Source organism: Candidatus Babeliales bacterium, assembly GCA_041660205.1.
GTDB lineage: Bacteria > Babelota > Babeliae > Babelales > Chromulinivoraceae > JACPFN01.
This window is the reverse complement of record JBAZWT010000013.1, coordinates 1-23,992: the sequence shown is the minus strand read 5'-3', so window position 1 is coordinate 23,992 and position 23,992 is coordinate 1. Positions and strand designations below refer to the sequence as shown.

Genomic DNA, 23,992 nt, shown 5'->3' with positions numbered 1-23,992 from the left:
TTATGCCTTTAACAGAGTTTTCTGGCATAGAATCCACATAGGAAGTCTGTTTATGTTTCGATATGAGATTTTATTTCTCACCGTTCCAGAAATCACTAAAGATGAATCTGAAGCGATTAAAACCCATTTTACAAAAGTAGTTCGTGCTCATAAAGGTACGTTAGTTTCTTTTGATCGTTGGGGAAAATACCGCCTTGCATACCCAGTTAATCATAATGATTACGGTGTATATTTTTTAACTCGTTTTGAAGTTGAAAAAGCAGAAAAAATTCAATTGCTTGATGCTCTTAAAGAGATTTTCGTCTTTAAGTTTAACACATTGATCGTAAAACATATTTTTGAACGTTTGGATGTTGCTGCGTCGCTTGAATACAGACGACCAGATTCATTGGAAGATAGCCCACAAGATGTGGACACTTTCTTGAAACGTCATGATATGGAAGGTTTGATCAAAAAAGGACCTGCTCGTAAAAACTTTGAAGGCAAAGAAAGACTACAAGATCTTGATGACGTAGATGGTGATGATTCTGCAGAAATGCAATCATAAGTCATAGCGTTACTTTTGCTAGCAAAGATACAAATAAACTGAAATTAAAAACGAAAAGAGTTTAGATTATGACAAAGAAAATAAAATTAAAAATTAGCGCTCGTCTTTTAAAGAAAAAATTCCGCAAAAAAACGGCGCTTTCAAAAAAACAATGCCGATTTACAAACAATCCTGACATGGTTCACGATCTTAACTATAAGAACGCGGTATTGTTGTCAAAATTTCTAACAGAACGTGGTAAAATTTTACCATCACGTATCTCTGGAAATTCAAACAAGTATCAAAGACTTGTTGCTCAAGAGATTAAAAAGTCCAGAATTATGGCATTATTGCCTTTCTGCGCTACCGAATATTAAACTCTAGAGTTTATGACGTATTATAGAATTGTTGTTGCATATGACGGGACAGGCTATCATGGATGGCAGGTCCAGCCAGGTGCAACAACAATTTCTCAAATCTTAATTGATTCTTTCTCCTCTGTATTTCTTCAAAAAATATCCTTGCTTGGTGCTTCTCGCACTGACGCAGGAGTTCATGCTTTGGGTCAGGTTGCCATTGTGAGGTCTCCCATAGAAATTGAGTCAGAGGTCTTACGAAAAGCTTGGAGTAAAGCTATTCCAGGTGAAATCGTTATTAGAAAAGTTGAGCAACTCGATCGATTGATTCATCCACACGATGGTGTAATTCAAAAAACATATGCATATCATTTCTTTTTAGAGCGGCCGTTGCCATTTGTGCAAAGGTTTGGCTGGTATTTTCGTCGTAAAGTTGATCTTGAGCTTTTACAATCAGCGCTTAATATTTTTGTGGGAACACATAATTTTAGGTCTTTTTGTAGTGGTGATGATTTGCAAGACACAATTCGTACCATTGATAGTATGAACGTTTCATATGTTCCAGCTTGGAATGCGTATCGAATTGAAGTTAAGGGTAAAAGTTTTTTAAGATATATGGTTAGACGCATTGTTGGCGCTTGTTTGGAAATAGCTTCGCGTGATAGTTTAAGTTTAAATGATCTTGCAAATGTGCTAAGTAAACAAAATCCGTGTCATACTCTTCCAAACGCTCCATCAAAAGGATTAGTATTAGAACAAATCTTATATGAGACAAAAGGGGAAGTTACATGAAAAATATTAAAACAAAATTTTTTGTTATAGCATTGATTTTGGGTGTAGGGATTGGATCCTATTTGTGGCATAAAAGTCACGTAGTTGAAATCCAAGACTTTGATTTTCAAAAAGATAGTGCTAAGGTTGATGAGCTATTTCATAAAGGTGATAACTGGTATTGGTTGATTAGTACTGGTAGCAGCGCGATATACAACGTAGATTTTATGCTTAGACATAAAACATCATCACAGTATGAAAAAAAGTATGATATGATAGTGAAAGTTTTAAAAGTTGGCGATAACATTGCTGGTTTTTTAGCCTACTATCCTCTCTCTGAGCATGTATGGCAGTTACTCTTCTTGGCAGTCGATCAAGACTTTAGACGTCAGGGCGTTGCAAAAAAATTATTGAAATTTGCTGTTGATGATATGGTCTCAAGAGGCGCGATTAAAGTTTCTCTTGCAACCAGAAATAATAACTTTAAGGCTCAGGGTTTATATAAAAACTTTGGATTTAAGCTTACAAGCTCAGATGACGAGTTTGTTTTCTTTTCATGGTACAAGCGTTAAAGTATAAAAAGATTTTTTACGAGAGATTTTTTACATGGTGTTGGTCAAGGTGAGCCAAGGGTTATAATTTGGTCACTTGCACACCAGTTTTTTGCTAAGACTTAAAAATGTCAGGCAGTTAAAAATATTGAAAGGTTAGAAATATGAAAAAAGTTATAACGTTCTTATTGTGTTTAGTTTATTCATGTGACGTGCAATCATGCGCCTCTTCATTTACCATTCGGGTTCCTAAAAGATTTCTCACAGAAAAAGCAGCTTTGGTTTTGTACATGCTTGACGAATCAGGCAGACAGTGTGTAGGTAAATGTCGCCTAGACCTTAATAGCGCATCAAGAAAAATTTCTCATCGAGAACTGCAAATAACTACTGATCAAGAAGTGTATGGCCTTTGTGATGCTATAGATTTAAAAATATCAAATCCATCGGATCCATTTACAGAGCATGAAGTTGTATTGTGCTTCGAATTTGATAGTTCTGTTAATTTGCTGCGTACTTTAGTCATGAAAGATACATTGCTAGAAGATGATCCTTTCGGTGTACTTGAATTTTCTCCATCGGGTCAGGTAACGAGTTCTGATGATGAAGAGTTTGATCCTTTATCAGATTTGGTTGATGGTGTTGACGCTAGCAGCGTGGCGACCTCAGCTCAAGCAGACGCACATAGAAACTCACTTTTGAAGCAATACGCGATGTATGCAGAAATTGTAGCTCTTGTAACATACGGTAAAGCAAAACGAGCAGTAAGCGATATGACAACGTGGATATATGGTTCAAACTAAAGGCTCTAGACATATATTTTCATTTTACAGCCCAGAAGTTATCTCAACGGTTTGGGTTGAAGGTGCCACGATTTCTGTGCGTAACGAAGAACTTGTGCATAGACTGGTCAAAGTTGTCAAAGTGCAGGATGGTGACATTTGTGTTTTGTTTGATAGCTATGTTCATGCAACTGTTACAATCCTTCAAGTTACTAAAAAAGATATTAAAATTCGTGTTGACGAGTTACGTAACAACGTTGCAATCGCCCCAAAGATTAGTTTTTTACTGCCACTTTTAAAAAAAGAAGCGCTTGAAGAAGCTGTCTACTCTTTGTGCGAAATTGGGGTAAGCGAAATTCAGCTCGTGGTAACTCAAAAGTCTCGCTCTCTTTCTGCGATGACGCCAAAAGAACTTGATCGGTTACGCGGCATTGTAGTTGCTGCAGCAGAACAATCAAAAAACTACAGCTTCCCTGTTTTACAAGATCCTAAAAATATTAAAGATGCCGTTGGTTCAATTAATCATGAAATCGATAAAATTGTATTTGACGCCTCTGGGAAATCATTTTTTGAGATTCATAAAAAAACTGCAGGTAAAAGTGTTGTTTTATCTGTTGGTCCTGAAGGTGGCTTGACCTTTGAGGAATTGGACATCTTGCGTGATCATGGCTTTGATACCTGCGCATTGACGCAAACTACGCTTCGAGCTGTTCAGGCTGTTGCTGTCAGCTCTGCTTTATTTCGGTTGTCATAAAATTGTCATTGATCTATCTTTACAAAACGATGTCCTTGCTCATCTAAAAGTAAGATTGGTAGAGAGAGAAAGTGCTAAAAAAGCTATAGCAAAGCCATCTTTTTCAAATTTTACATTAATTTTGTAAGTTGTTTTAAATAACTAAAAAGTTATAATGAAAATATGGAAAAAGATCATATCTAAGCCAAAAAATTCTGTTTTAAAATATTAAATTATCTATTTATGAAAGCTCTATAATGAAAAAAATATTTTTATATTCAACTTTATATTTTTTCCTGCTTGCAGGAAGCCTACTCTACTCATCTGCGCCTGCGCAGTCATCAGCAATTGTAAAGCAAGACGCTATACAATTTAAAGGCCTGACTCCTGATCAAGAAGAACGTTTTTTAAGTGCACTTTCTGGTGACGACACAACCATTATTTCGACATTTGATTCTAAGGTTGTAGAGGAAAATGAATATGCCTTTACAAAAGCTGCTGTAGTAGTTCACAATAAATCTTTTTTTGATTATTTTTTAAACAGGTTATCTCCAACAAAATTACAAGCTAAAGATGACGAGCAGTATTCATTGTTGCATGTAGCAGCAGAAGTTGGAAATGCTCATGCTGTAAAAAATTTAATAGAAAAAGGACTATCGGTAACTGATAAAACTCTAACCACGGGCAAAAGTCCACTTCATGCTGCTTATCAATGTAGTGCTCTTTGTGAGTCTTTTGATCCTGCAGTGGTGCAACTTTTAGTTGATAAAAATCCTAGTCTTGTAAATGAACGAGACGGCACTGGAAGAACAGCATTACACTGGGCTGTTTTGGGAGATAATCCTGATATGCTTAAAGAATTACTAGCGCAAAGAGCTAATCCAGATATCAAAGATGACAATGATTATATAGCCTTAGATTATGCAATTTTAACTGGAAATGCCGTCATAGCTGAAATTTTATTGAGACACTTTGGTGATTCGTATGCTCACTTTGACAAAGAGACCATTTTAAAATTAATGTCGAGATTCGCATACGATCTAGATTCAAACGGAACCTCACAAAGAAACTATCACTTTAGCTCTGAGCGTTTAAATGAATTTTTATTTGCTGCTGCAGCAAAAGGTAGCAGCGCTTCGATTGTTGCGTTACTTATTGAAAATGGTGTAAACCCAAATGTTCAAGCTAACTGTGGCTGTACTCCTTTAAAAATAGCTGCTCAGAATGGGCATGCCGAAGTACTCAGAGCATTACTTGCTGCTCATGCAGATTTAAATGCTACAGACGCAAACGGTTTTACTCATTTACATGTTGCTGCAGAGAAAGGAAATGTTGAAATAGTCAGAGCATTACTTACTGCTCGTGCAAATTTAAATGCTGCAGATGCAAGCGGCTTTACTCCTTTACATATGGCTGCCCAGAACGGACATGTTGAAACTGTCAGAGAATTAGTTGCTGCTCATGCAGATTTAAATATTCAAACTAACAAAGGTTCTACTTCTTTACATACGGCTGTTCGCGAAAATTCTTTTGAAACAGCTGTTCGCAGAAATTCTTTTGAGATAGTAAGGATATTGCTTGCTGCTGGTGCAAATTCAGAAATTAGAGCTTGTGACGGTAGACCATTAGATATAGCAATGAATAATAGATATACAGATCCTGATCTTATAACGTTACTTAGTAAAGCCACTAGTTGCACAATACAATAAATTTTAAAAAATTCTGTTTTAAAATATTAAATTACATACTCACGAAAGCTCTATGATGAAAAAAATATTTTCATATTCAAATATATGGTTTTTCCTGCTTGCAGGAAGTTCGATATTTTCATCTGCGCCTGCGCAGTCATCAGCGATTGCAACGCAAGACGCTATACAATTTAAAGGTTTAACTGGTGAACAAGAAGAACGTTTTTTAAGTGCACTTTCTGGTGATGACACAACTATTATTTCGACATTTGATTCTAAGGTTGTAGAAGAAAATGAATACGCTTTTACAAAAGCTGCCGTAGTAGTTCACAATAAATCTTTTTTTGATTACTTTTTAAATAGAATATCTCCAGCAAAATTACAAGCCAAAAATGAAGAGCAGTATTCATTGTTGCATGTAGCAGCAGAAGTTGGAAATGCTCATGCTGTAAAAAATTTAATAGAAAAAGGATTGTCAGTAACTGATAAAACTTTAACCAATGGCAGAAATCCACTTCATGCTGCTTATCTTTTTAAACTTAGTGAGCATGAAGATTTTGATCCTCGTGTTGTGCAACTTTTAGTGAGTAAAGATCCAAAGATTGTAAATGAACTAGACGGCAATGGAAGAACAGCTTTGCACTATGCCGTTTTGGGAAATAATACTGATATGCTTTTAAAGCTATTATCCCATAGACCTAATTTTAACGTTAAAGACAAGGATGATTGTACGGCCTTAGATTATGCAATTATAAATAGAAACGTTGTTGCGGCTGAAGGATTATTGAACCATGTTGAAGGTAATATATATTGCAAATTTCATAAAAATACCATTTTAAAGTTAATATCAGGGCCACAATATGATTTAAATTCAAAGCGACGCCTAAAATTAAAACCACAGTTCAGCTCTGAACATTTAACTAGATTATTATTTCATGCTGCAAAAAAAGGTAGCAGTGCATCGATTATTGCGTTACTTCTTGAAAATGGTGCAAATCCAAATGCTGCAGATAGAAATGGCAGGACTCCTTTATACGTGGCTGTTTTGTATGGACATACTAAAATGGTTAGGAGATTGCTTGATGCTAAAGCTGATCTGAATGCGGTAACTATTTATGGCTTTACTCCTTTACATGATGCTGCTGAGGCAGGAAATATTGAAATACTTACAATATTATTTGCTGCTCATGCAGATCCTAATGCTGCAAGCGTAGATGGCTGGACTCCTTTGCATAGGGCTGCTATACGAGGATGTGTTGAAACAGTTAAAGTATTGCTTGATGCTGGCGCAAATCCAAATGCTGCAAGCAAATTTGGCTCTACTCCTTTATCTCTAGCAACAAATACAATTTATCCAAATCCTGAGATTGTAAAATTACTTAAAAGTTACATGAGCTGCTCGTCACAATGTAGTTGCGTTGTGCAATAAATTTTAAAAATCAACGATTGTTTTAATTTTTGATTTCTGGATATTTGTCAGGATTTTCTAAGCAATATTTTTCAGCAGGGCTGTTTATAGGATGTTCCGCAAAAGTGATAAATTTTTTGCCATCAAATCCGCCTTTTTCGTTGCGTTTCTTTTCTTTGCAATCACTTAGCTGCTTAGTTGTAAATCCATACGATTGGCGCAATGCGTCAACGACTTCTAAAATATCAGCAAGCTCTTCAAGAATGTTTTCTTTGCTGTCAGCATGCTGAACTTCATGAGCTTCTTCAATTAATTTTATTTTTAACTGTTTTTGAAAGTCTTGATCAGAAAGCTCGATCCAATAGAGTTTTGATCCTAGAGGCTCAAGCATGCCGCTAATTTTGTCTCGAAATAATTTGTTTTGTTTAAATGTACGAAAATTCATATTTTTAATAAGTTCCTTCTTTATGATTTCTGTCAGTTTAACAAATTCAGTGATTTTTTATATAAACTTTGTATTTTATACAAACTTTGTATCTTATAAAAATATTGAAGGTTTAAAAATTAGTTATATTCCTGGAGGGTTTATGTTTACTTCTGTGCAAGCTTCTGTAAAAAAAATTACATTTTCTTCAAAGAATAAAAAACAAGAAATAGTTATTATATTGGATGATCAAAAGATAGAAAGTCCGATAAAAAATGCCCTTAAAGATGTAAAGGAATATAATTTTACATACATCAATAATCATAAAAATTTAATATCTGCTCTTGAGAAAATAAAACCTGCCTTTGTTTTTAATACGTGCGAGCAAGCTTATAACAATGATACGCGTATGAAGCTTCATATTTCAGCACTTCTTGAAATGTTAGGGATTCCATACTCTGGCCCCTCTCCTGATGGTTTTGCAATCGGTTATAATAAATTTATAGTAGCAAGTATCGCTTCAAGCTTGTGCATTAATATCCCAGCTGAGACCTATTTTGATCTCAATGATCCATCGGTAAAAATTCCTACAGAATTTCCAGTTGTAATAAAATCAAATTTGGGCGGTTGCCTTAAAAATAAGGTCGTAAGTAACGCAAAAGAGTTCCAAGAATATATTGAGCAAGCCAAGCAAAGCATGAGTGACGGATTACTTGTGGTTCAAGAGTTTTTATCAGGGGATGAGTACAGCGTTTCAATTGTTGGAAACCGTGGGAATTATACTATTTTGCCGATTATAAAAATGAACTCTGAAAAACGTTTGTCTGAAATTACGAAAAACGATGCCCAAAAAATAATTGATGCTTCAATCAAAATGTTTGAAAGAACTGGTTGTCGTGATTATGCCCAATTTGATTTTCGCGTAGATGATAACGGACAGATTAAATTAATTAAAGTAATTCCTAGTCCAGATTTAAGCTTGAATAGTACTTTTACCAGGGTGGCTAAAATGAACGGAATGACGTACGCGGCAATGCTTGAATTAATTTTAAAAGCGAGTCGACAACGTTATATTTTTTCAGAAGTTTCTGATGAAAAACCTTTAGAACTTTAAAATAGAAAAGTACCAATGATATCTTCGGCTCTTTTCTATCAATAACTTTTAACTTTATTTACAAAAGCATTTTTTTGAGTAAAACTTACAAAGTTGTTATATTTTTAATGTTTTACACGGAGGCCGCTATGGCTTATTGTAAATACAGTCCATCAGACATAATGCGAGATGCAGGATACAGTCCGCAGGCAAATCGTCGTATGTCACAACCTCGTGCAATGGTTCTTCCATTCACACAATTTTCTTCTTTTTCTTCTTTTTCTTCTTTGGCTCTTGTCGAGCTCATTTCTATTTTTAGCCTGGTTGTCGTGCCGGTCATTTCTATTATTTCCCTGGTATTACTTTTAATTATTCTGGCATAGTTTTCGATTCAAATTTTTATCGAAAACATATGCCAGCTAAGCTTAAATGCTTAGAAGTTTATGTATTGTTTGTTCAAGCAAATAGCTATTCTTGCATCTTTTATAACCCTTACAAGGTTAGATGTTGTAGATGTTTGTTTGGAAGAATTTATTAGTGCATTTTATCTAATTTAATTTTAGGAATTTTTTATGAATAAAAATTTTAAATATCTTATGGCCGTTTGTGCTGTAACAACTTTTGGAGCATGCCCAAGTCAGGAAAAACAAAGACCTTTGACCTTGGCAGAAAGTGTCGTGATCGGTGGAGTGGTTGGCGCTGCAGAAGTAGCACTTCCGGGACAAATTCTTTCTTACGGCATGAATAAAAGTATAAAAAAAGAATCATTTGTTTGGCGTGACAGCTATAAAGGATTTGCAGCAAATGCCTTTGGTCAAATGCCTATAACTGCTGTTCAATGTGCGATAAAAACAAAAGGAACGCAATATGTTGAGGCTTCACAAGGCTCTTCTCTTTGCGACGGACAAAAGGTTGCCATATCATTTACGTCAGGTGTAGGTGGAGCATTGATCGATACACCATCAAATGCTGTGCAGCTTTATTTACAAGATAAATCTAATGCAGGTAAAAATACTTGGCAGGCTTTGAAAAGACTTAAAAGACAATGTTTTCGTGGCTTTGCGCCCAATGCATTTATCAAGGAGGGCCCGTTTGCGGTAGGGTATCAATTTCTTGCTCCAAAGGGAACGCAAGCTGTTTTACAGTATGTAGACAATCCTCTTGTAGCTACCGCTTTTGGTGGTGCTGCGGCTGGAGTTGTTACCGCAGTTGTGACACAACCTGGCGTTGTTCTACGAAATAAAATGCAAAATGATATTGCTGGAGCGACCTATACAGCAACATGGCAAACAATAAAAAAAATTCTTAAAGAAGAAGGATTTAAAGGATTTTATGCTGGTTTGAAACAGCGTGGAACGCGCGTTGCTATTGCGGTGCCGTTGTATGTGGTGTACGGCGCTGCATTGGAAGCTCAAATGAGAAAATAGAATATCAAGAATGTTACAAGGAGGGTTGGTTTAAAAACTAGCCCTCATGTAACATAATTTTATTTCTTTGCAAAATCTTCAAAGTAGATTGGTTTCAAATAATTTTGCTGAAATTGATTTTGCTCAATTTTTTCAAAAGTTGCTGCAGCTAAAGTTTCAAGTGAATTGAACGCAGGAATATGATCAGGAAAGATCAATGTATCTCCTGCGTATTCCATTAATTTTTTTTGATACATCTGTGCGCCGCTACCGAGTGCTAGATACGATTCAGACTTGTCATTTGTTAATTTGATTAATTCTGAAATTGAGCAAGCGCCTTGTTCTATTTTTTCTTCAGTTTTGAATTGATAGAAAACATGGTCTGCAAATGCTTGAAAAACCACAAGGGAGTTTTGATGAGGATGTTCTTCGCTTAAAAGATCTAGCGCAGAAAGTCCAATAAGTGGAACGCCTGAGGCAAAGTGAATTCCGTTAGCCATAGTGAGTAGTGCGCGCAGTGTGTTGTACGGACCAGGGCCAACATTAATGCCGATGCATTTTAAATTTTTGAGCGAGAGGCTGTGTGCGCTAAGCATAGAATTGATATGAGGAATGGTTAAAGCGATGGCGTTAAACTTATGCTCTTGAATTTTGGTTAAGATCTTACCTTGATCGCACAGAGCGATCTGGATTGTTTCATAAGGATATTGCAAGATGATGTAAGGCTGCATAAAGATTATTTTTTTCTAGGTTTTTGTTGTTGTAAATATATTCCAAAGTAATCGTACTCTAAAACCTTTTCTTTTTTGAGCGTAATTTTTCCACAGTTAAGACATCTCCAACCTTCAAAATTAAGAAAGTGATCAAAGAATAACTGCTGAATCATAAGCCCAGAGCATTTTCTACATTGCATACATCACTCCATTTAAGGGGAATTCACAATTTCTATGTTATGAATAAATGTCTGGCAATGTCAAGGCTTAGGATTAACTTAAAAATTGTAAGTATGTCTGAAGTATGATTGCTGCTGCAATTGAGTGTTCATTATGACCTTCAGTTTTTGCTTTTTTTCCTTGGATGGCACGAGCACCTTTGCTTGAAAGTCGTTCATCCCATAAAATATATTTTTTTGAAGGGAACTCTTTTTCGATTAATTCTTTTTGAGCGAGCACTTTTTTGGTTTGTTCACTTTCTGTATCGCGCATGGTACGTGGATAACCGACAACGACAGTATCTATTTTTTCTTTTTCAAATAGTTCGTGTAAAAAAGGCATAAGTGCTTCAGTTCTGACTGATTTATAAGGTGTTGCAATGATTTTAAGTGGGTCGCTCATTGCTGTTCCTGTCCAAGCATCTCCAAGGTCGAGGGCCAAAACTCTCATGGCGTGTTCTTTCTTTGTTAAATTTTTAAAAAATATGATACAATTTTTCATGTGCAATTTAGTAGTGAGCTGTGCCTCGGCAGCTTGCCCGCCATAGCCAAAGGCGACGGCTTGGTAGCTAAAAGTTTGGTAGCTAAAAGTATAGCCGGGCAACTAATTTTTTATCATATAAGGATTATAATGGATATTTCTATAATGTTGGCAGAACTTTCAAGAATGATTTGGTGCTTGCCATTTCTTTTGTTTTTCTTCGGTGCTTGTGTCTATATGACCGTGCAGCTTAATTTTGTTCAATTTCGTTATTTTCTTGAGTCAATTCGCTCTGTTTTTAAGCCAACAAGCAAGGCAGAATCTGTTGAAGTCTCTGGAAAACTTTCTCCTTTTCAAGCATTTATCAATACACTAGGTGGAAACATCGGTAACGGAAGCTTGGCTGGAATTCCTGTAGCGATTTGCGTTGGTGGCCCCGGTGCAATTTTTTGGCTTCTTTTAATGTCAACGTTTTCAGTTTCCTTGCGGTTTGCTGAAGTTTATTTAGCGACATATTTTAGCGACAAAGCAACAGCACAAAAATCTGGCCCAATGTATTATTTGAGTCTTTTGCCTGGTGGAGCCGTACTTTCATCATTATTTGGTATTTTTGGTTTTGCTTACATGCTTACTGGTGGAAATTTGATTCAATGTAATGCAATTGGATTATCACTTTCAAGGTCATGGGGCATTTCTCCAATGATTACAGCAATTTTCGTTACTCTATTTGTTATGTACATTGTTGTGGGCGGTTCATCACGAATTGTACAATATTTAGATAAATTAGTTCCTGTTAAAGTGTATGGATTTTTGATTTCAGCAATCATTGTACTGGCTTATCACTATGCTTCAATTCCTCATGCATTGTACCTCATTGTTTCTTTAGCCTTTGATCCTCAAGCAGCGCTTGGTGGAACATTGGCTTTTGCTATTCAACAATCAATAGCAACAGGTTTTCAACAAGGTGTTAATGCAAGTGAAGCTGGTCTTGGAACTGCAGCTGTTGCGTTTGGTACAACCAAAGGTCAAGATCCTATGACAAGCGGCATCATGTCGATGCTCAGTGTGTATATCAATACTCATTTGGTATGTTTCTTAGTCGCGCTGTCTGTGATAGCAAGTGGCGTATGGAATAATGGAGAAACAAGTTCAGCATTACTTATTTCTGCATATGAAACAGTCTTTGGCTCAATGGCAGGACTTATCGTAACGGTTCTCGTAACCATGTTTGCAATTAGCGTTGTGGTTGCTTATGCATACAATGCAAAAATTTGTTGGGATTTTTTACTTAAGGGTAAATTTTCTTGGGGCTTTTCAGTTGTGTACGTTTTATGTGCTACATACGGAGTCTTGATGAACGCAAAGATCGTTTGGGTTATAAATAGTGTGACGACTGCAGGACTGTTTTCGGTCAACGTAATTGGTCTTTTATATTTTACTAAAACAATTAAAGCTGGTTTGCATGCATACAGAACTAAACATCAATAATTATAATCTTCCATCAGTATATCCAGTCACAGCCCACACAGACTTTGTTGGAATCGGCACAACGTTTGTAGCCACCCCTGGTGCGAAAACCAATGGCTTAGACTATGTTGCCTTAGCTTTGCAAAAAGGGGCAAGCGTTATTGTTGTCCAACTTGATGTTGTTGTTCCTGACGAAATCTCAGAACTTATAAAAACATATAATGCAAAAATAATACGCGTAGAGAGTTGCCGTAAAGCTTTAGCCGAAATGTCAGCCGAGGCTTTAGGTTTCCCTGCAAAAAAATTAAAAATTATTGCAGTCACGGGTACCAAGGGTAAAACATCAACCTCGTACATGGCGTATCATATGCTTCACAGCTTGGGTAAAAAAGTTGCATTAATTAGTACTGTGGAAAAAAGAATTGAAGCAGATATTATTTCAATGCCACTTACCACTCCGCTACCCGATCAAATACATATTTTTTTAGATGCATGCGTTAAACGCGGCATTGAATATGTGATTATGGAAGTTTCTGCTCAAGCGCTCAGCCTGCAACGCGTTGTAGGCATAGAATTTGAAGCTGGGGTTTTTACTAATTTTTCACATGAACATTTAGAATTTTATAAAGATTTGCAAGAATATTTTGAGGCAAAAATTCTTTTGCTTCCAAAAATTAAAAATCTAAAAAACATGTTTATTAATTTAGATGATAAACATGGAGCTTTTTTGCTTGATAAAAACCCGCAGTGTTCATCATTTTCTTTGCAAGATAAGCGTGCAACGCTGTATGGTTGTGCACATAATTCTGGAAACGCAGATGTTACGGTTGAAGTTAAAATTGACAGTAAAGTATACGAAGTTTATTTGCCACTATTGGGTCAATTTAACGTTTATAATTTGCTCGGTGTTTTAGCAGTCATGCACGCTCTTAAAATTGATCTTTCGCAGGTACAGTGGAGCTTGAAAAATCTGCAATTTATTCCAGGCCGCATGGAACAATATCCGCTGCGAAGCGGTGCTCGTTGTGTTATTGATTACGCACATAATCCATCATCATTTGAGGCAGTTCTTTCGACATTGCGTTCAATGACACCACATTTGATTGTTGTGTTTGGTTTAGCCGGGAATCGAGACAAACAAAAACGTCCAATCATGGCATCTATAGCTCAGAAATATTGTGACGTTGTTATTTTGACTTCTGATAATCCTCGTGATGAAAATCCTGAAGAGATAGCAAAAGAAGTTGTTGTTGGATTTACACCCGATAAAAACTTTCAGTTTCATCAAGAACTTAATCGGGTTAACGCTATTGAATTGGGATGCGAACTGACCAAGCCGGGCAGCATTGTGGCAATTCTTGGTAAAGGTCGCGATGAATATCAAATCGTTGGAAATGTGACTTTCCCTTTTAAAGAGCGTTTGATTATTAAACCGTTTACTTTATCGCCTGATGGCAACTGAACAAATTAAGACTTTTCAAAAAATAATTTACGATTTTTATACACATAACAAACGTGATTTTTTGTGGCGACAAGATATTTCTCCGTACAAAATATTTGTTTCAGAGATTATGCTACAACAAACGCAAACAGCTCGCGTTGAGCCTAAGTTTGCAGCGTGGCTACATAAATTTCCTGATTTTCAATCACTAGCATCAGCGAGTACGCAGCAAGTACTGAGTGCATGGCAAGGTCTTGGATACAATCGACGAGGACTCGCGCTTCACGGCGGAGCACAACGTATTGTGTCTGAATTTAATGGTTGTTTGCCAAACAACGAGCAAATATTACAAACATTTGCTGGCATTGGTCCAAACACAGCTGCTTCAATCTGTGCCTTTGCGTTTAACGTACCCGTTGTTTTTATTGAAACCAATATTCGCACCGTGTTTTTACATCATTTTTTTCCAGAGCAAACAAGCATTGATGATAAACAAATTTTACAGCTTGTTGCTGCAAGTTTAGATAAACATAACTCTCGTGACTGGTATTACGGTTTAATGGATTATGGTGTTTATTTAAAAAAAGAGTTTAAAGCAAATAATAAAGGCAGTCGTCACTTCATAAAGCAATCAAAATTTATTGGGTCACGTCGTCAAGTGCGCGGAGCAATCATTCGGATTTTGACTCAAACTAAACGATTATCTCACGATGATGTATGTGAATTTGTCAAACAAGATATTCCTCACTGTGTTCATGATGTAGGTGTAGTTCTACAGCAGTTAATCTGCGAGGGATTGGTTCAAGAACATGATGAACATTATTATTTATGATGTTTATTTTGAGTTTTTTCAAAAGTCAGTTTGTTTGTGGTGTTGCTTGCTAAAAGATTTGGGCGGTTTATGCTAACATCAGTTTATAATTAATTTGGTAAATCATATGACTCATAAAATTTCAAAAAAATCAGTTTTTATTATCGACGGCTCTTCATTTCTATATCGTGCATATTATGCAATGAAGCCACTTTATACGAGTAAAGGCGTATCGGTACATGCTTTGTATGGCTTTTGCCGAATGATCAAAAAGTTAATTGATACTTTTGAAATTGAACATTTAATAATCGTGTGGGATAGCAAAGGCAAAACTCATCGCCATGAAATGTTTCCAACGTACAAAGCTACGCGTCAAGCACCACCCAGTGATATTTTTGAGCAAAAAGATTTTATTCAAGAATTTGCAGATTTAGTTGGCATTGCGCAACTGAGCAAAGCTGGCCATGAAGCAGATGATTTGATGTATTCATTTGCAAAAAAAGCTCACAAAGCCGGATATGAGTCAGTTTTAGTTTCTTCAGATAAAGATATGAGACAAGCGCTTTCAGATAACATTGTGATTTTTGATCCATTTAAAGATGTTGTTATGGACGCCGTAGCATGTGAAGCTAGATATGGATTTGAAGTTTCAAAATTGCCTTTTTACTTTTCAATTCTTGGCGATAGCTCTGATAATATTCCTGGAGTAAAAGGAATTGGTGAAAAGGGCGCAACAGAGCTGGTAAAACAATTTAAAAGTCTTGATGATATGTATGAAAATATCGATAAAATTCCTAGACAGCGAACACGCGATCTATTGATAGAGCATAAACATTCAGCTTATTTAAGTGAAAAATTGTTTGTATTGCACTTGTATGACATTGATTTAACGATTAAAGATACCGAGTTTGAAGAAAAATCTTGGGCGAAAGCTCTTCCTTTATTTCAAAAATTTGAAATGAAAAGTTTGATTAAGGACGTTGAAACAAAGTATGGCGCGTCTGTGCCACAAGATGTTAAAGAAAAACCTAGCGATAAGCAATTACATGAAAAATATGACTTTGTTCTTATAAATACACCGCAGCAGTTAATTGATTTGTGTAAAGCGTTAAAACACGAAAAATCTTTTGCCATTGATACTGAAACCACGGGCCTTGACCCAATGCAGGCACAGTTGGTTGGTATTTCTATTGCTTATAAAGTTGGGCAAGCATTTTATATTCCTTTGGGGCATAAAATTGATCAACAGCTTTCAATTGTTCAAACAGAAGCTCAAGAAAGTGACCAGCAGCTTTCTAAGAAAGTTGTTATGGAGCATTTGGGCCCAATCTTGAGCAATCATTTAATTAAAAAATATATGCACAATGCAAAGTACGATCAGCTCGTTTTGCTACAAGCAGGTTTTGAGACCAAGGGCATAGAATTTGACACTATGATTGCAGCGAGTTTGGTGACTAAAGAATGGGAAAAAAACGGACTGAAAGATTTGTCAGAGCAGTTTTTTGATGAAACCATGCTGAGCTATAAAGATATGGTGAAAAAATATAAGGTGCAGGACTTTTCAGAGATCCCTGTGCAAGCGGCAACGCACTACGCAGCTGCTGATGCGCATCAAACATTAAAATTAGTTCCTATTTTTAAAAAAGAATTACTCGAGCAAAAGCTGCATGATTTATATTATGATATCGAACTTCCTACCAATGATATTTTGGTTGAAATGCAGCAAGAAGGTATTTTTTGCGACGTAGAAGTTTTGAGCCATTTAAGTAAAGAAGTGGATAAAGACTTAAAAGCGATAGAAAAAAAGATACACGGTGTTGCCGGAAAAGATATTAATTTAAATTCACCAAAACAAATCAGAGAACTTTTATTTGATCAGCTGAAATTGACTCCGCAAAAAAAGAGCGGAAAGGGTGCATCATATTCAACCGATGCAGAAGTTTTAACGATTTTAGCGTTAGAGCATGAAGTGCCAAAAATGATGCTAGCTTATCGTGAGTTGTATAAATTAAAAAGTACCTACATTGATGCGTTGCCAACTTATATCAATCCAAAAACGAATTTAATTCATACTTCATGGAATCAAACTGTGGCGGCAACAGGGCGTCTTTCAAGTTCGAATCCGAATTTACAAAATATTCCAAAAGATGGTTTAGAGTATGGCAAGGAGTATGATGTCGACGTACGCTGTGCGTTTAAAGCAAAACGAGGTTGGACTTTTATTTCAGCTGACTATTCTCAAATAGAGCTTCGCGTGCTTGCGCATCTTTCAAAAGATAAACATTTGGTGCATGCATTTTTATCAGGGCAAGATATTCACGCCCAAACTGCAGCAAAAATGTTTGGAGTTGATTTAAAAGAAGTTACTGATGGGCAACGGGCAATTGGTAAACGTTTAAATTTTAGTATTTTATACGGGTTGACAGCATATGGCCTTTCAAGAGATATGTTTATTTCATATGCTGATGCAAAAAAGTATATCGAAATTTATTTTGAGCAATATCCTGGCGTGTCAAAGTGGATGGAAGACGTTGTCGAGTTTGTTAAAAAAAATGGATATACGCAAACATTGTATGGTCGTCGACGTTATCTGCCAGGAATTTATGAAAAAAATAAAACATTGTTTGAGTTAGCGCGACGTATGGCAATCAATACTCCGGCTCAGGGAACTGCAGCGGAAGTGACCAAGCTCGGCATGATTGCTTTTCATAAGGCTTTACAAAGTCACAAACTTCAAGCTAAAATTTTGCTTCAAATTCATGATGAGTTGGTGGTTACATGTCCAAATGATGAAATTGAAGTTGTTTCAAAATTGTTGGAAAAAACATTAGTGTCAGCAGTTTCATGGAATATCCCCTTGCAAGTTTCAATCAGGGAAGGTAAAACATGGCGACAAGTAACAAAGTAAAAACAAAATAAAAAAATTGAACAAAAAGGAGAAGCTAAATGAAAATTAGAAATGTAGTAGCAGTTTTAAGTTGTTTATTAATGGCCACTTTTGTAGATGCAAAAGACAAAGGATCTGTCGTAGCTCGTTTCTTGGTTGAGCCTTCAGCTCTTAAAGACCATGTTAAAACATTTGTAAACAATACGGGCAAGTCCATGGCTGTGCGTTACATGATTCAAGACCATGATTCTGGCAAATTTTACAAACAAGAGCCGATTTTGAAAGATGGAGAAAGTTTAGTAGTAGATTTTTTTGAAGCGGCAACTTACGCAGAAGGATGGAAAACTTCATCAAAAAATCATGAATTTTCTTTAGAAATTTTACGAGTTTTAAGGTCGCCAAATTGCCTTACAGAAAACGTGGTTTCGGGCCTTAAAAAAGGGCGGATGAAAATCGGAAAATGCGCGCTCACAATGAGTAAATCGGACTTTTTAAAGAGTGATTTAATTGAATTCTTTAAGGACAAAAAAGGGTATGTTTCTTGCGAGCTTTCACGCAGACCTCGCAAAGAGAGCTAAAGGTCGCTAGGTTGGGGTTGACTTTTGAAAGGAACCCGTGCACACTATATACTGTCGAAAATGCTTTATTAGTCTGCATTTCGGTCTATAGTTTTGAATAAAATCTCAATAAAATTAAATAAATTCTAAGGATTACGTATGGCAACCAGTAAATCCGGCGGTTCGACGTGTAACGGCCGGGATAGTGTAGGCAGAAGATTAGGTGTTAAACTTTATGCTGGTCAAGTCGTTAGCGGCGGCGAAATCATCATCAGACAGCGCGGTACAAAGTACCATCCTGGCAAATCTGTGGGACGTGGAAAAGACGACACATTGTTTGCAATAGGTGCTGGGTTTGTTAAGTTTCATCGCGGATTTAAAGATAGATTATTCGTATCTATCGTTGCTGATAGAGAGTTAGCAACATCTGTCGCAAAAGCTTAAGCTTAAATAGTTTTGAAGTGTCATCTCATCTGTGAGTAGTAAAGAGAGAGAGTATTATGTATAAGTACAATTTTTTGAAATATAGCGTACCGAGTGTTTTGTTTACTTTAGTAATTATTGGAGCTGGTATTACAAGTTACTTTGTAAAAGGTGGTTTTCGATACAGTGTTGATTTTACCGGTGGAACAGAGATTCGAGTTCAGTTTGATAAACCAGAAAATATTGAAGCTGTGAAAAAAGTAATTCATGAAGAGTGGCAAGGATCTGTGTACAGTGTAGTTGGTGCACCAGAGATTATTGTACGAGTACAAGAAACTCCTGAAAAAGTAAGTGATTTAGATAAAAAACTTATGGCTTCAATCAACTCAGTGTCAGCAGAAAATCCAGGAACATTGCTTCAGGTGAACAGTATCAGCCGCACAATTAGTGATAATTTGTCGTCAACTTGGTTAAAAGCTTTCATTTTAGCTCTTATTCTTTTGGCTCTTTATCTTTCTATAAGCTTTAAATTTGCTTTTGCCATAGGAGCTGTTATTGCTCTTGCGCATGATGCATTAATTGTTTTAGCTTGCTTTGCGCTTCTTGACAAAGAAATCTCAATTGACTTTATTGGTGCGCTTATGGTGGCACTAGGGTATTCAATTCATGACTCGATTATAGTATTTTCCCGTATCAGACACAATATGAAAATATTAAAAGGTAAGTCGCTTTATGATATTGTAAATATCAGCTTGAATGAGCGTTTGCGAAGAACAATTTTAACAAGTTCTGCAACTGCGCTTCCTGTGCTTTCGTTGTTCATCTTTGGTGGTGATGCTGTCAGAGATTTAGCGTTAGCGCTCTTATTGGGAATTGCTTTTGGTACATTTTCATCAATTTACATTGCAAGTCCAATAATGATGTTTTTTATGAAAAAAGATAAATAAAATACTCATAGAAAACAGAGTTGACTATTATATCTTGAAATATTCAATTTAATAATTCACAATACAAATATAAATTTATATGGAGAATCGTTTGCAAAGATCAAATGATAACAAAGGACCACGCTCTGGCCCAGAGACGAAAAGTCAGAAGCCAGCAGCTCCTTTAAAAAAACAAACAACAAGTCGTCCTATGACTGAATCAGAACTTTCAGAAATGCAAAGTGTTGAATTGGGTTATGTTGCAAAACGCTTAGGAATTATTGGATCGACTTTTCTTTCAAAAGCTACTTTAATAAAAACCATTTTAGAGCAACAAACAAAGCCTGATGTTGAGATTTTTGTTAAAGGTGTTTTAGAAAGACTTCCTGACGGATTTGGTTTTTTACGATTTTCTGAATACGATTATATTTCAGGTCCTGATGATGTATACGTTTCTCCTTCTTTCATTCGACGATATAATTTGCGAACTGGCGATGAAATTAATGGAAGCATTAGAAAACCAAAAGAGGGCGAAAAGTATTTTGCTCTGCAAACAATAGAACAAGTAAATGATCGACCAGCTGAAGATACAGCATCCAGATTAAACTTTGATCGCTTAACACCATTGCATCCAGATCAAAGATTCGACTTAGAAACAAATCCAAATTATATTTCAACACGAATTATGAATATTTTTACCCCGATTGGTAAAGGACAGCGCGGTCTTATCGTTGCTCCACCAAAGGTTGGTAAAACAATGCTTCTTAAAGAGCTTGCTTTAAGCTTGCTTCAAAATTACAAAAAAACTCACATGATTGTACTTCTTATTGATGAACGCCCTGAAGAGGTGTCTGACATGAAACGTACAATTAAGGGTGAAAATGTTGAAATTATTAGCTCAACTTTCGATGAATCAGCAGAACGTCACGTTCAAGTTGCTGAAATCGTTTTAGAAAAAGCGAAACGTTTGGTTGAGTATGGCGAAGATGTTATAATCTTGCTTGATTCAATTACTCGTCTTGCTCGTGCATACAACACAACAGCTCCAACATCAGGTAAAGTTTTAACTGGTGGTATCGATGCGCATGCACTTCAAAGACCAAAGCGTTTCTTTGGTGCTGCTCGTAAAACAGAAGAAGCTGGATCACTGACAATCATAGCAACAGCTATCGTTGAAACTGGTTCTCGTATGGACGAAGTTATTTACGAAGAGTTTAAAGGTACCGGTAACATGGAACTTCATCTTACTCGTAAGCTTTCAAATCGTAGAACATTTCCAGCATTTGACATCCTTTCTTCAAGTACTCGTCGTGATGATTTACTTCTTTCTGAAGATGAATTGAACCAAGCGTGGATACTTCATAGATTCCTTTCAACTATGAATGTGGTTGAAGGTATGGAATTCGTTATCAACAAGATGAAACAATATAAAACGAATGAAGAATTTTTTGAAAGTGTGAAAAAAACTGGTGGCGGTGGCCAACAACAGCAACAACATAGTGGCAGCAGTAACGGTGGAAGTCATAGCGCTTCAAGTGGCGACACTCATTAAGTTTTGATTCAATCGACTTTTAAAATAGATAAAATAAAAAGCGCTCTAGAAATAGGGCGCTTTTTATTTGTTTAAAGCTAAAAATTAATAAAGTACTTTTAAAGTCTTGCTTGTTTTTAAAAGACTTTTAAATCGAGATTATCGAATAGACCTTGTTGAGCTTTATAGTGACCAACGAATGCAATCATTCCTGCATTGTCAGTGCATAATTTGTTTGAAGGGAAAAAAAGCTGTTTTCCTTTTTTCTCACAAGCTGATTGAAGTCGATTTCGTAAATATTTATTACAAGCAACGCCGCCTACAAAGCACACTGATTTCAGTTCTGGGTACATTTTTAAAGCACGTATGATTTTTTCTTCAAATATATCGCCAATGCAAACGAGCAGCGAGCTGGCAACTTGTTGTTTAAACTGCAAATCATCATTTTTCAAAAATGTTTTAGTTTCTTGGTCGTATGCTTTTTGCTCAATCAAGTGATACAAGACTGCTGTTTTTAAACCTGAAAAACTAAAGTTTAAATTTTTCATGTTGCCGCGTGGATAAGAAAAGAAATCTTTAAATTCAATGGCTTCTGCCAGTTTTTCAATGACAGGGCCACCAGGGTAGGGCAAGTTCATAAGCTTTGCAATTTTATCAAATGCTTCACCTGCAGCATCATCTAGCGTGCTTCCGAGTATTTCATATGACCCAAAATCACGCACCAAATACAATGCAGAGTGACCACCTGATACCGTTAAGGCTAAAAAAGGAAACGGGACTTTGTTGTCAACGCATGCAGAAAAAACATGACCCTCTAGGTGATCAATTCCGATAAGTTTTTTGTTTGTGGCAAAAGCGAGAGCTTTGCTGAAAGCTACGCCAACCATTAAAGCGCCAGGAAGCCCAGGTTTACAAGTAACGGCAAAGCAATCAATGTCATCGAGTGTTTTATTTGCTTTTGCGAGTGCTTGCTCTGTGATAATGACGATTTTTTCCATGTGCTCACGCGAAGCAGTTTCTGGGATTACGCCGCCGGTCAGTGCGTGCGATGGAATTTGAGAGTAAAGTTCATTTGAAAGTAGACCGTCCTGCGATGTGTAGACTGCTGCTGCTGTTTCGTCGCAGGAACTTTCGATACCCAGTATTGTTAGATTTGTATTCATTATGGCCTGTTGGTTGGTGGGGTTTTGCCATGAATTGCATCAATATCAAGCGCTGCAAGTCGAGCTGTCATCATAGCTCGTCCAATGCTATGTACCGTTGCTGTCGGACTTATTACGAGGGTTGGCACAATTCGAAAGACGTTTTCAGGTTTCCATGATTGAACTTTGAGTCCAGCGATAAGCTTTGGATCAAATAAAAATATGAGACTATTTTGAGGAATGATTCGATCTTCAAGTTCATAATCTTCGATTTTCCAAGTGAGCAATTGATAATTTTCGTCAGTTGTTTCGCGTTGTGCTTGTAATTTGTAGCAAATATATTCGCACTGCTTTGGTAGCTGCAAATGTTTAACGGTATTTGCTTCTTCTGTGCAGCAGGCTAAAGCTGGAGCTATAATAAAATAAACAGTTTGTGTTTCTTTTGAATCAACAAATGAAAATTGAACAATATTGCTTGTTTTGCTTTGTTCGATTTCTAACTTTTGTCCTTTGTAAAAAAGGCATAGGTCGTATTCCATTTTGACGGGAAATTCGATAGATCCTGAAAAAAGCTTGTCTTGTTTGTCATGGCTAGTTACGGCGTAATTGGTTGCAAGAGGCTGAGGGGTCATAAATGACGAAGTCACAAGTGACATTGAAAGCAAAAAGAGAAATAGTTTTTGCATGAAGTCCTCGTCGTGTTTATGGGTGCTTGGTAGACTGTTTCTTATTTGAATTATTATGATATACTAACTTATAAATTTGTACAAAATTATAGAGTTAAACGTTTTTAGTATTAAAAATTCATGAAAATTATAGTTCAAAACAAAAAAGCTTTATTCGATTACGACATTGCCTATAGGGTTGAAGCGGGCGTTGTGCTGTCAGGCAACGAAGTAAAGTCCCTGCGAGCAAAACGCGGGTCTTTAAACGGATCGTTTGCAACCGTAAAGGGCGATGAACTTTTTTTATTAAACTGCAATATCCCGGCCTACAGTCATGCCTACTTAAAAGATGAGGACACGGCAAGCCGTAGCAGAAAACTTTTACTTCATCGCAAAGAGCTGAACAAGCTCATTGGTGAAGTCTCTCAAAAAGGCACAACTATTATTCCACTCAAAATTTACTTCAATGAAAAAGGTCGTGTAAAAATTGAACTTGGTGTAGGAAAACATAGAAAAGCTGAAGGTAAAAAGCAGCTTTTAAAAGAACGTGATATTAATCGTGAAACTCAACGTGAATTAAAAAATCTTCGATAAAACTCAAACCTCAAAAAATATAAGGAATTCTCTCTATGTCTATGGAAATGATGTATTTGTTTTTCACTGCTGTGGCAGGTCTTGGCTGCTTAGTCATGTTTGCACTTCAAACAAAAATTAGTGCTCAACAAGTGACTGACGAGCGTGCTGCAAAAATTGCTTCTTACATTCGTCGCGGAGCAATGACATTTTTAGTTGAAGAATATAAGCTTATTGTTGCAGTCGCAACGCTGATCAGTGTAATTCTTTGGCTGTTTACAAAAAGTTCAATAGTCCCTATGGTTTTTATGAGCAGTGCTCTGCTTTCTATGGTTGCAGGATTCTTAGGAATGCGTGCAGCAACTGAAGCAAACGTGCGTACAGCATGTGCGGCAAAAGATAGCGGCGAACGCGCTGCGCTC

The 23,992-nt window shown here is 36.5% G+C and carries 26 protein-coding genes; 20 read left to right on the top strand and 6 right to left on the bottom strand.

Features of this window, described 5'->3' with window-relative positions; genetic code table 11:
* The 8 genes from WC747_04710 to WC747_04675 all read left to right on the top strand — a co-directional run.
* On the top strand, positions 1-547 hold a 547-nt coding region (locus WC747_04710), incomplete at its 5' end, for a 30S ribosomal protein S6 (protein ID MFA5999293.1).
* A gap of 68 nt (positions 548-615) precedes the next feature.
* Positions 616-903 (top strand): 30S ribosomal protein S18, encoded by a 288-nt coding sequence (gene rpsR, locus WC747_04705; GenBank protein MFA5999292.1) that lies wholly within the window; start codon positions 616-618, stop codon positions 901-903.
* A gap of 12 nt (positions 904-915) precedes the next feature.
* Complete coding sequence (gene truA, locus WC747_04700; GenBank protein ID MFA5999291.1) at positions 916-1,674, top strand: tRNA pseudouridine(38-40) synthase TruA; 759 nt, start codon at positions 916-918, stop codon at positions 1,672-1,674.
* The gene (locus WC747_04695) at positions 1,671-2,225 is read left to right on the top strand and encodes a GNAT family N-acetyltransferase (GenBank protein ID MFA5999290.1); all 555 of its coding nucleotides are present in this window, start codon (positions 1,671-1,673) and stop codon (positions 2,223-2,225) included. Before truA ends, WC747_04695 begins: the two co-directional genes overlap by 4 nt.
* A gap of 143 nt (positions 2,226-2,368) precedes the next feature.
* Complete coding sequence (locus WC747_04690; protein ID MFA5999289.1) at positions 2,369-3,004, top strand: hypothetical protein; 636 nt, start codon at positions 2,369-2,371, stop codon at positions 3,002-3,004.
* Positions 2,991-3,737: an RsmE family RNA methyltransferase gene (locus tag WC747_04685; protein MFA5999288.1), complete on the top strand. Its 747-nt coding sequence runs from the start codon at positions 2,991-2,993 to the stop codon at positions 3,735-3,737. Before WC747_04690 ends, WC747_04685 begins: the two co-directional genes overlap by 14 nt.
* Before the next feature lie 236 nt (positions 3,738-3,973).
* On the top strand, positions 3,974-5,425 hold the full coding sequence (locus WC747_04680; GenBank protein ID MFA5999287.1) for an ankyrin repeat domain-containing protein: 1,452 nt from the start codon (positions 3,974-3,976) through the stop codon (positions 5,423-5,425).
* 52 nt (positions 5,426-5,477) lie between these two features.
* Positions 5,478-6,833, top strand: coding sequence for an ankyrin repeat domain-containing protein (locus WC747_04675; protein MFA5999286.1), 1,356 nt, complete (start codon positions 5,478-5,480; stop codon positions 6,831-6,833).
* Between the two features lie 22 nt (positions 6,834-6,855).
* Here the strand turns inward: WC747_04675 and WC747_04670 are convergent, their stop codons facing one another.
* Positions 6,856-7,257, bottom strand: coding sequence for a nucleoside triphosphate pyrophosphohydrolase (locus tag WC747_04670; GenBank protein ID MFA5999285.1), 402 nt, complete (start codon positions 7,255-7,257; stop codon positions 6,856-6,858).
* A gap of 22 nt (positions 7,258-7,279) precedes the next feature.
* Here WC747_04670 and WC747_04665 point away from each other — a divergent pair, with 22 nt between their 5' ends.
* The gene (locus tag WC747_04665) at positions 7,280-8,350 is read left to right on the top strand and encodes an ATP-grasp domain-containing protein (protein MFA5999284.1); all 1,071 of its coding nucleotides are present in this window, start codon (positions 7,280-7,282) and stop codon (positions 8,348-8,350) included.
* A gap of 133 nt (positions 8,351-8,483) precedes the next feature.
* Here the strand turns inward: WC747_04665 and WC747_04660 are convergent, their stop codons facing one another.
* Positions 8,484-8,669: a hypothetical protein gene (locus WC747_04660; protein MFA5999283.1), complete on the bottom strand. Its 186-nt coding sequence runs from the start codon at positions 8,667-8,669 to the stop codon at positions 8,484-8,486.
* A 232-nt stretch (positions 8,670-8,901) separates the two neighbouring features.
* Between WC747_04660 and WC747_04655 the strand changes: the two genes are divergently transcribed.
* Positions 8,902-9,756, top strand: coding sequence for an MC/SLC25 family protein (locus tag WC747_04655; GenBank protein MFA5999282.1), 855 nt, complete (start codon positions 8,902-8,904; stop codon positions 9,754-9,756).
* Positions 9,757-9,815: 59 nt separating this feature from the next.
* Here the strand turns inward: WC747_04655 and tsaB are convergent, their stop codons facing one another.
* Both tsaB and ruvX read right to left on the bottom strand, forming a co-directional pair.
* The gene (tsaB, locus tag WC747_04650) at positions 9,816-10,466 is read right to left on the bottom strand and encodes a tRNA (adenosine(37)-N6)-threonylcarbamoyltransferase complex dimerization subunit type 1 TsaB (protein ID MFA5999281.1); all 651 of its coding nucleotides are present in this window, start codon (positions 10,464-10,466) and stop codon (positions 9,816-9,818) included.
* A 255-nt stretch (positions 10,467-10,721) separates the two neighbouring features.
* Entirely contained in the window at positions 10,722-11,117 is a 396-nt protein-coding gene (gene ruvX / locus WC747_04645) for a Holliday junction resolvase RuvX (GenBank protein ID MFA5999280.1), read from the bottom strand.
* 180 nt (positions 11,118-11,297) lie between these two features.
* Between ruvX and WC747_04640 the strand changes: the two genes are divergently transcribed.
* The 8 genes from WC747_04640 to rho all read left to right on the top strand — a co-directional run bounded on the left by WC747_04640 (position 11,298) and on the right by rho (position 21,211).
* A complete protein-coding gene (locus tag WC747_04640) occupies positions 11,298-12,635 on the top strand; it encodes an amino acid carrier protein (protein MFA5999279.1) in 1,338 nt (445 codons plus the stop codon).
* Positions 12,610-14,076, top strand: coding sequence for a UDP-N-acetylmuramoyl-L-alanyl-D-glutamate--2,6-diaminopimelate ligase (locus WC747_04635; GenBank protein ID MFA5999278.1), 1,467 nt, complete (start codon positions 12,610-12,612; stop codon positions 14,074-14,076). The genes WC747_04640 and WC747_04635 overlap by 26 nt, the downstream gene beginning before the upstream one ends.
* The gene (locus tag WC747_04630) at positions 14,066-14,887 is read left to right on the top strand and encodes a hypothetical protein (protein MFA5999277.1); all 822 of its coding nucleotides are present in this window, start codon (positions 14,066-14,068) and stop codon (positions 14,885-14,887) included. The genes WC747_04635 and WC747_04630 overlap by 11 nt, the downstream gene beginning before the upstream one ends.
* Positions 14,888-14,993: 106 nt before the next feature.
* The gene (gene polA / locus WC747_04625) at positions 14,994-17,774 is read left to right on the top strand and encodes a DNA polymerase I (GenBank protein ID MFA5999276.1); all 2,781 of its coding nucleotides are present in this window, start codon (positions 14,994-14,996) and stop codon (positions 17,772-17,774) included.
* 38 nt (positions 17,775-17,812) lie between these two features.
* On the top strand, positions 17,813-18,331 hold the full coding sequence (locus WC747_04620; GenBank protein MFA5999275.1) for a hypothetical protein: 519 nt from the start codon (positions 17,813-17,815) through the stop codon (positions 18,329-18,331).
* Positions 18,332-18,469: 138 nt separating this feature from the next.
* Positions 18,470-18,754 carry a 50S ribosomal protein L27 gene (rpmA, locus tag WC747_04615; protein MFA5999274.1) on the top strand — a complete coding sequence of 95 codons (285 nt, stop codon included), beginning with the start codon at positions 18,470-18,472 and terminating at the stop codon, positions 18,752-18,754.
* Between the two features lie 56 nt (positions 18,755-18,810).
* The gene (secF, locus tag WC747_04610) at positions 18,811-19,680 is read left to right on the top strand and encodes a protein translocase subunit SecF (protein ID MFA5999273.1); all 870 of its coding nucleotides are present in this window, start codon (positions 18,811-18,813) and stop codon (positions 19,678-19,680) included.
* 91 nt (positions 19,681-19,771) lie between these two features.
* The gene (gene rho / locus WC747_04605; protein MFA5999272.1) at positions 19,772-21,211 is read left to right on the top strand and encodes a transcription termination factor Rho; all 1,440 of its coding nucleotides are present in this window, start codon (positions 19,772-19,774) and stop codon (positions 21,209-21,211) included.
* A gap of 116 nt (positions 21,212-21,327) precedes the next feature.
* On the opposite strand, the gene tsaD is transcribed toward rho, so the two are convergent.
* Both tsaD and WC747_04595 read right to left on the bottom strand, forming a co-directional pair.
* Positions 21,328-22,353, bottom strand: coding sequence for a tRNA (adenosine(37)-N6)-threonylcarbamoyltransferase complex transferase subunit TsaD (gene tsaD / locus WC747_04600; GenBank protein MFA5999271.1), 1,026 nt, complete (start codon positions 22,351-22,353; stop codon positions 21,328-21,330).
* Positions 22,353-23,018, bottom strand: a complete 666-nt coding sequence (locus tag WC747_04595) for a hypothetical protein (GenBank protein MFA5999270.1) — start codon at positions 23,016-23,018, stop codon at positions 22,353-22,355. Before WC747_04595 ends, tsaD begins: the two co-directional genes overlap by 1 nt.
* Before the next feature lie 120 nt (positions 23,019-23,138).
* Here WC747_04595 and smpB point away from each other — a divergent pair, with 120 nt between their 5' ends.
* Positions 23,139-23,591, top strand: a complete 453-nt coding sequence (gene smpB, locus WC747_04590; GenBank protein ID MFA5999269.1) for an SsrA-binding protein SmpB — start codon at positions 23,139-23,141, stop codon at positions 23,589-23,591.
* 35 nt (positions 23,592-23,626) lie between these two features.
* Positions 23,627-23,992: sodium/proton-translocating pyrophosphatase (locus WC747_04585; protein ID MFA5999268.1), on the top strand; the 366-nt coding region annotated here is incomplete at its 3' end.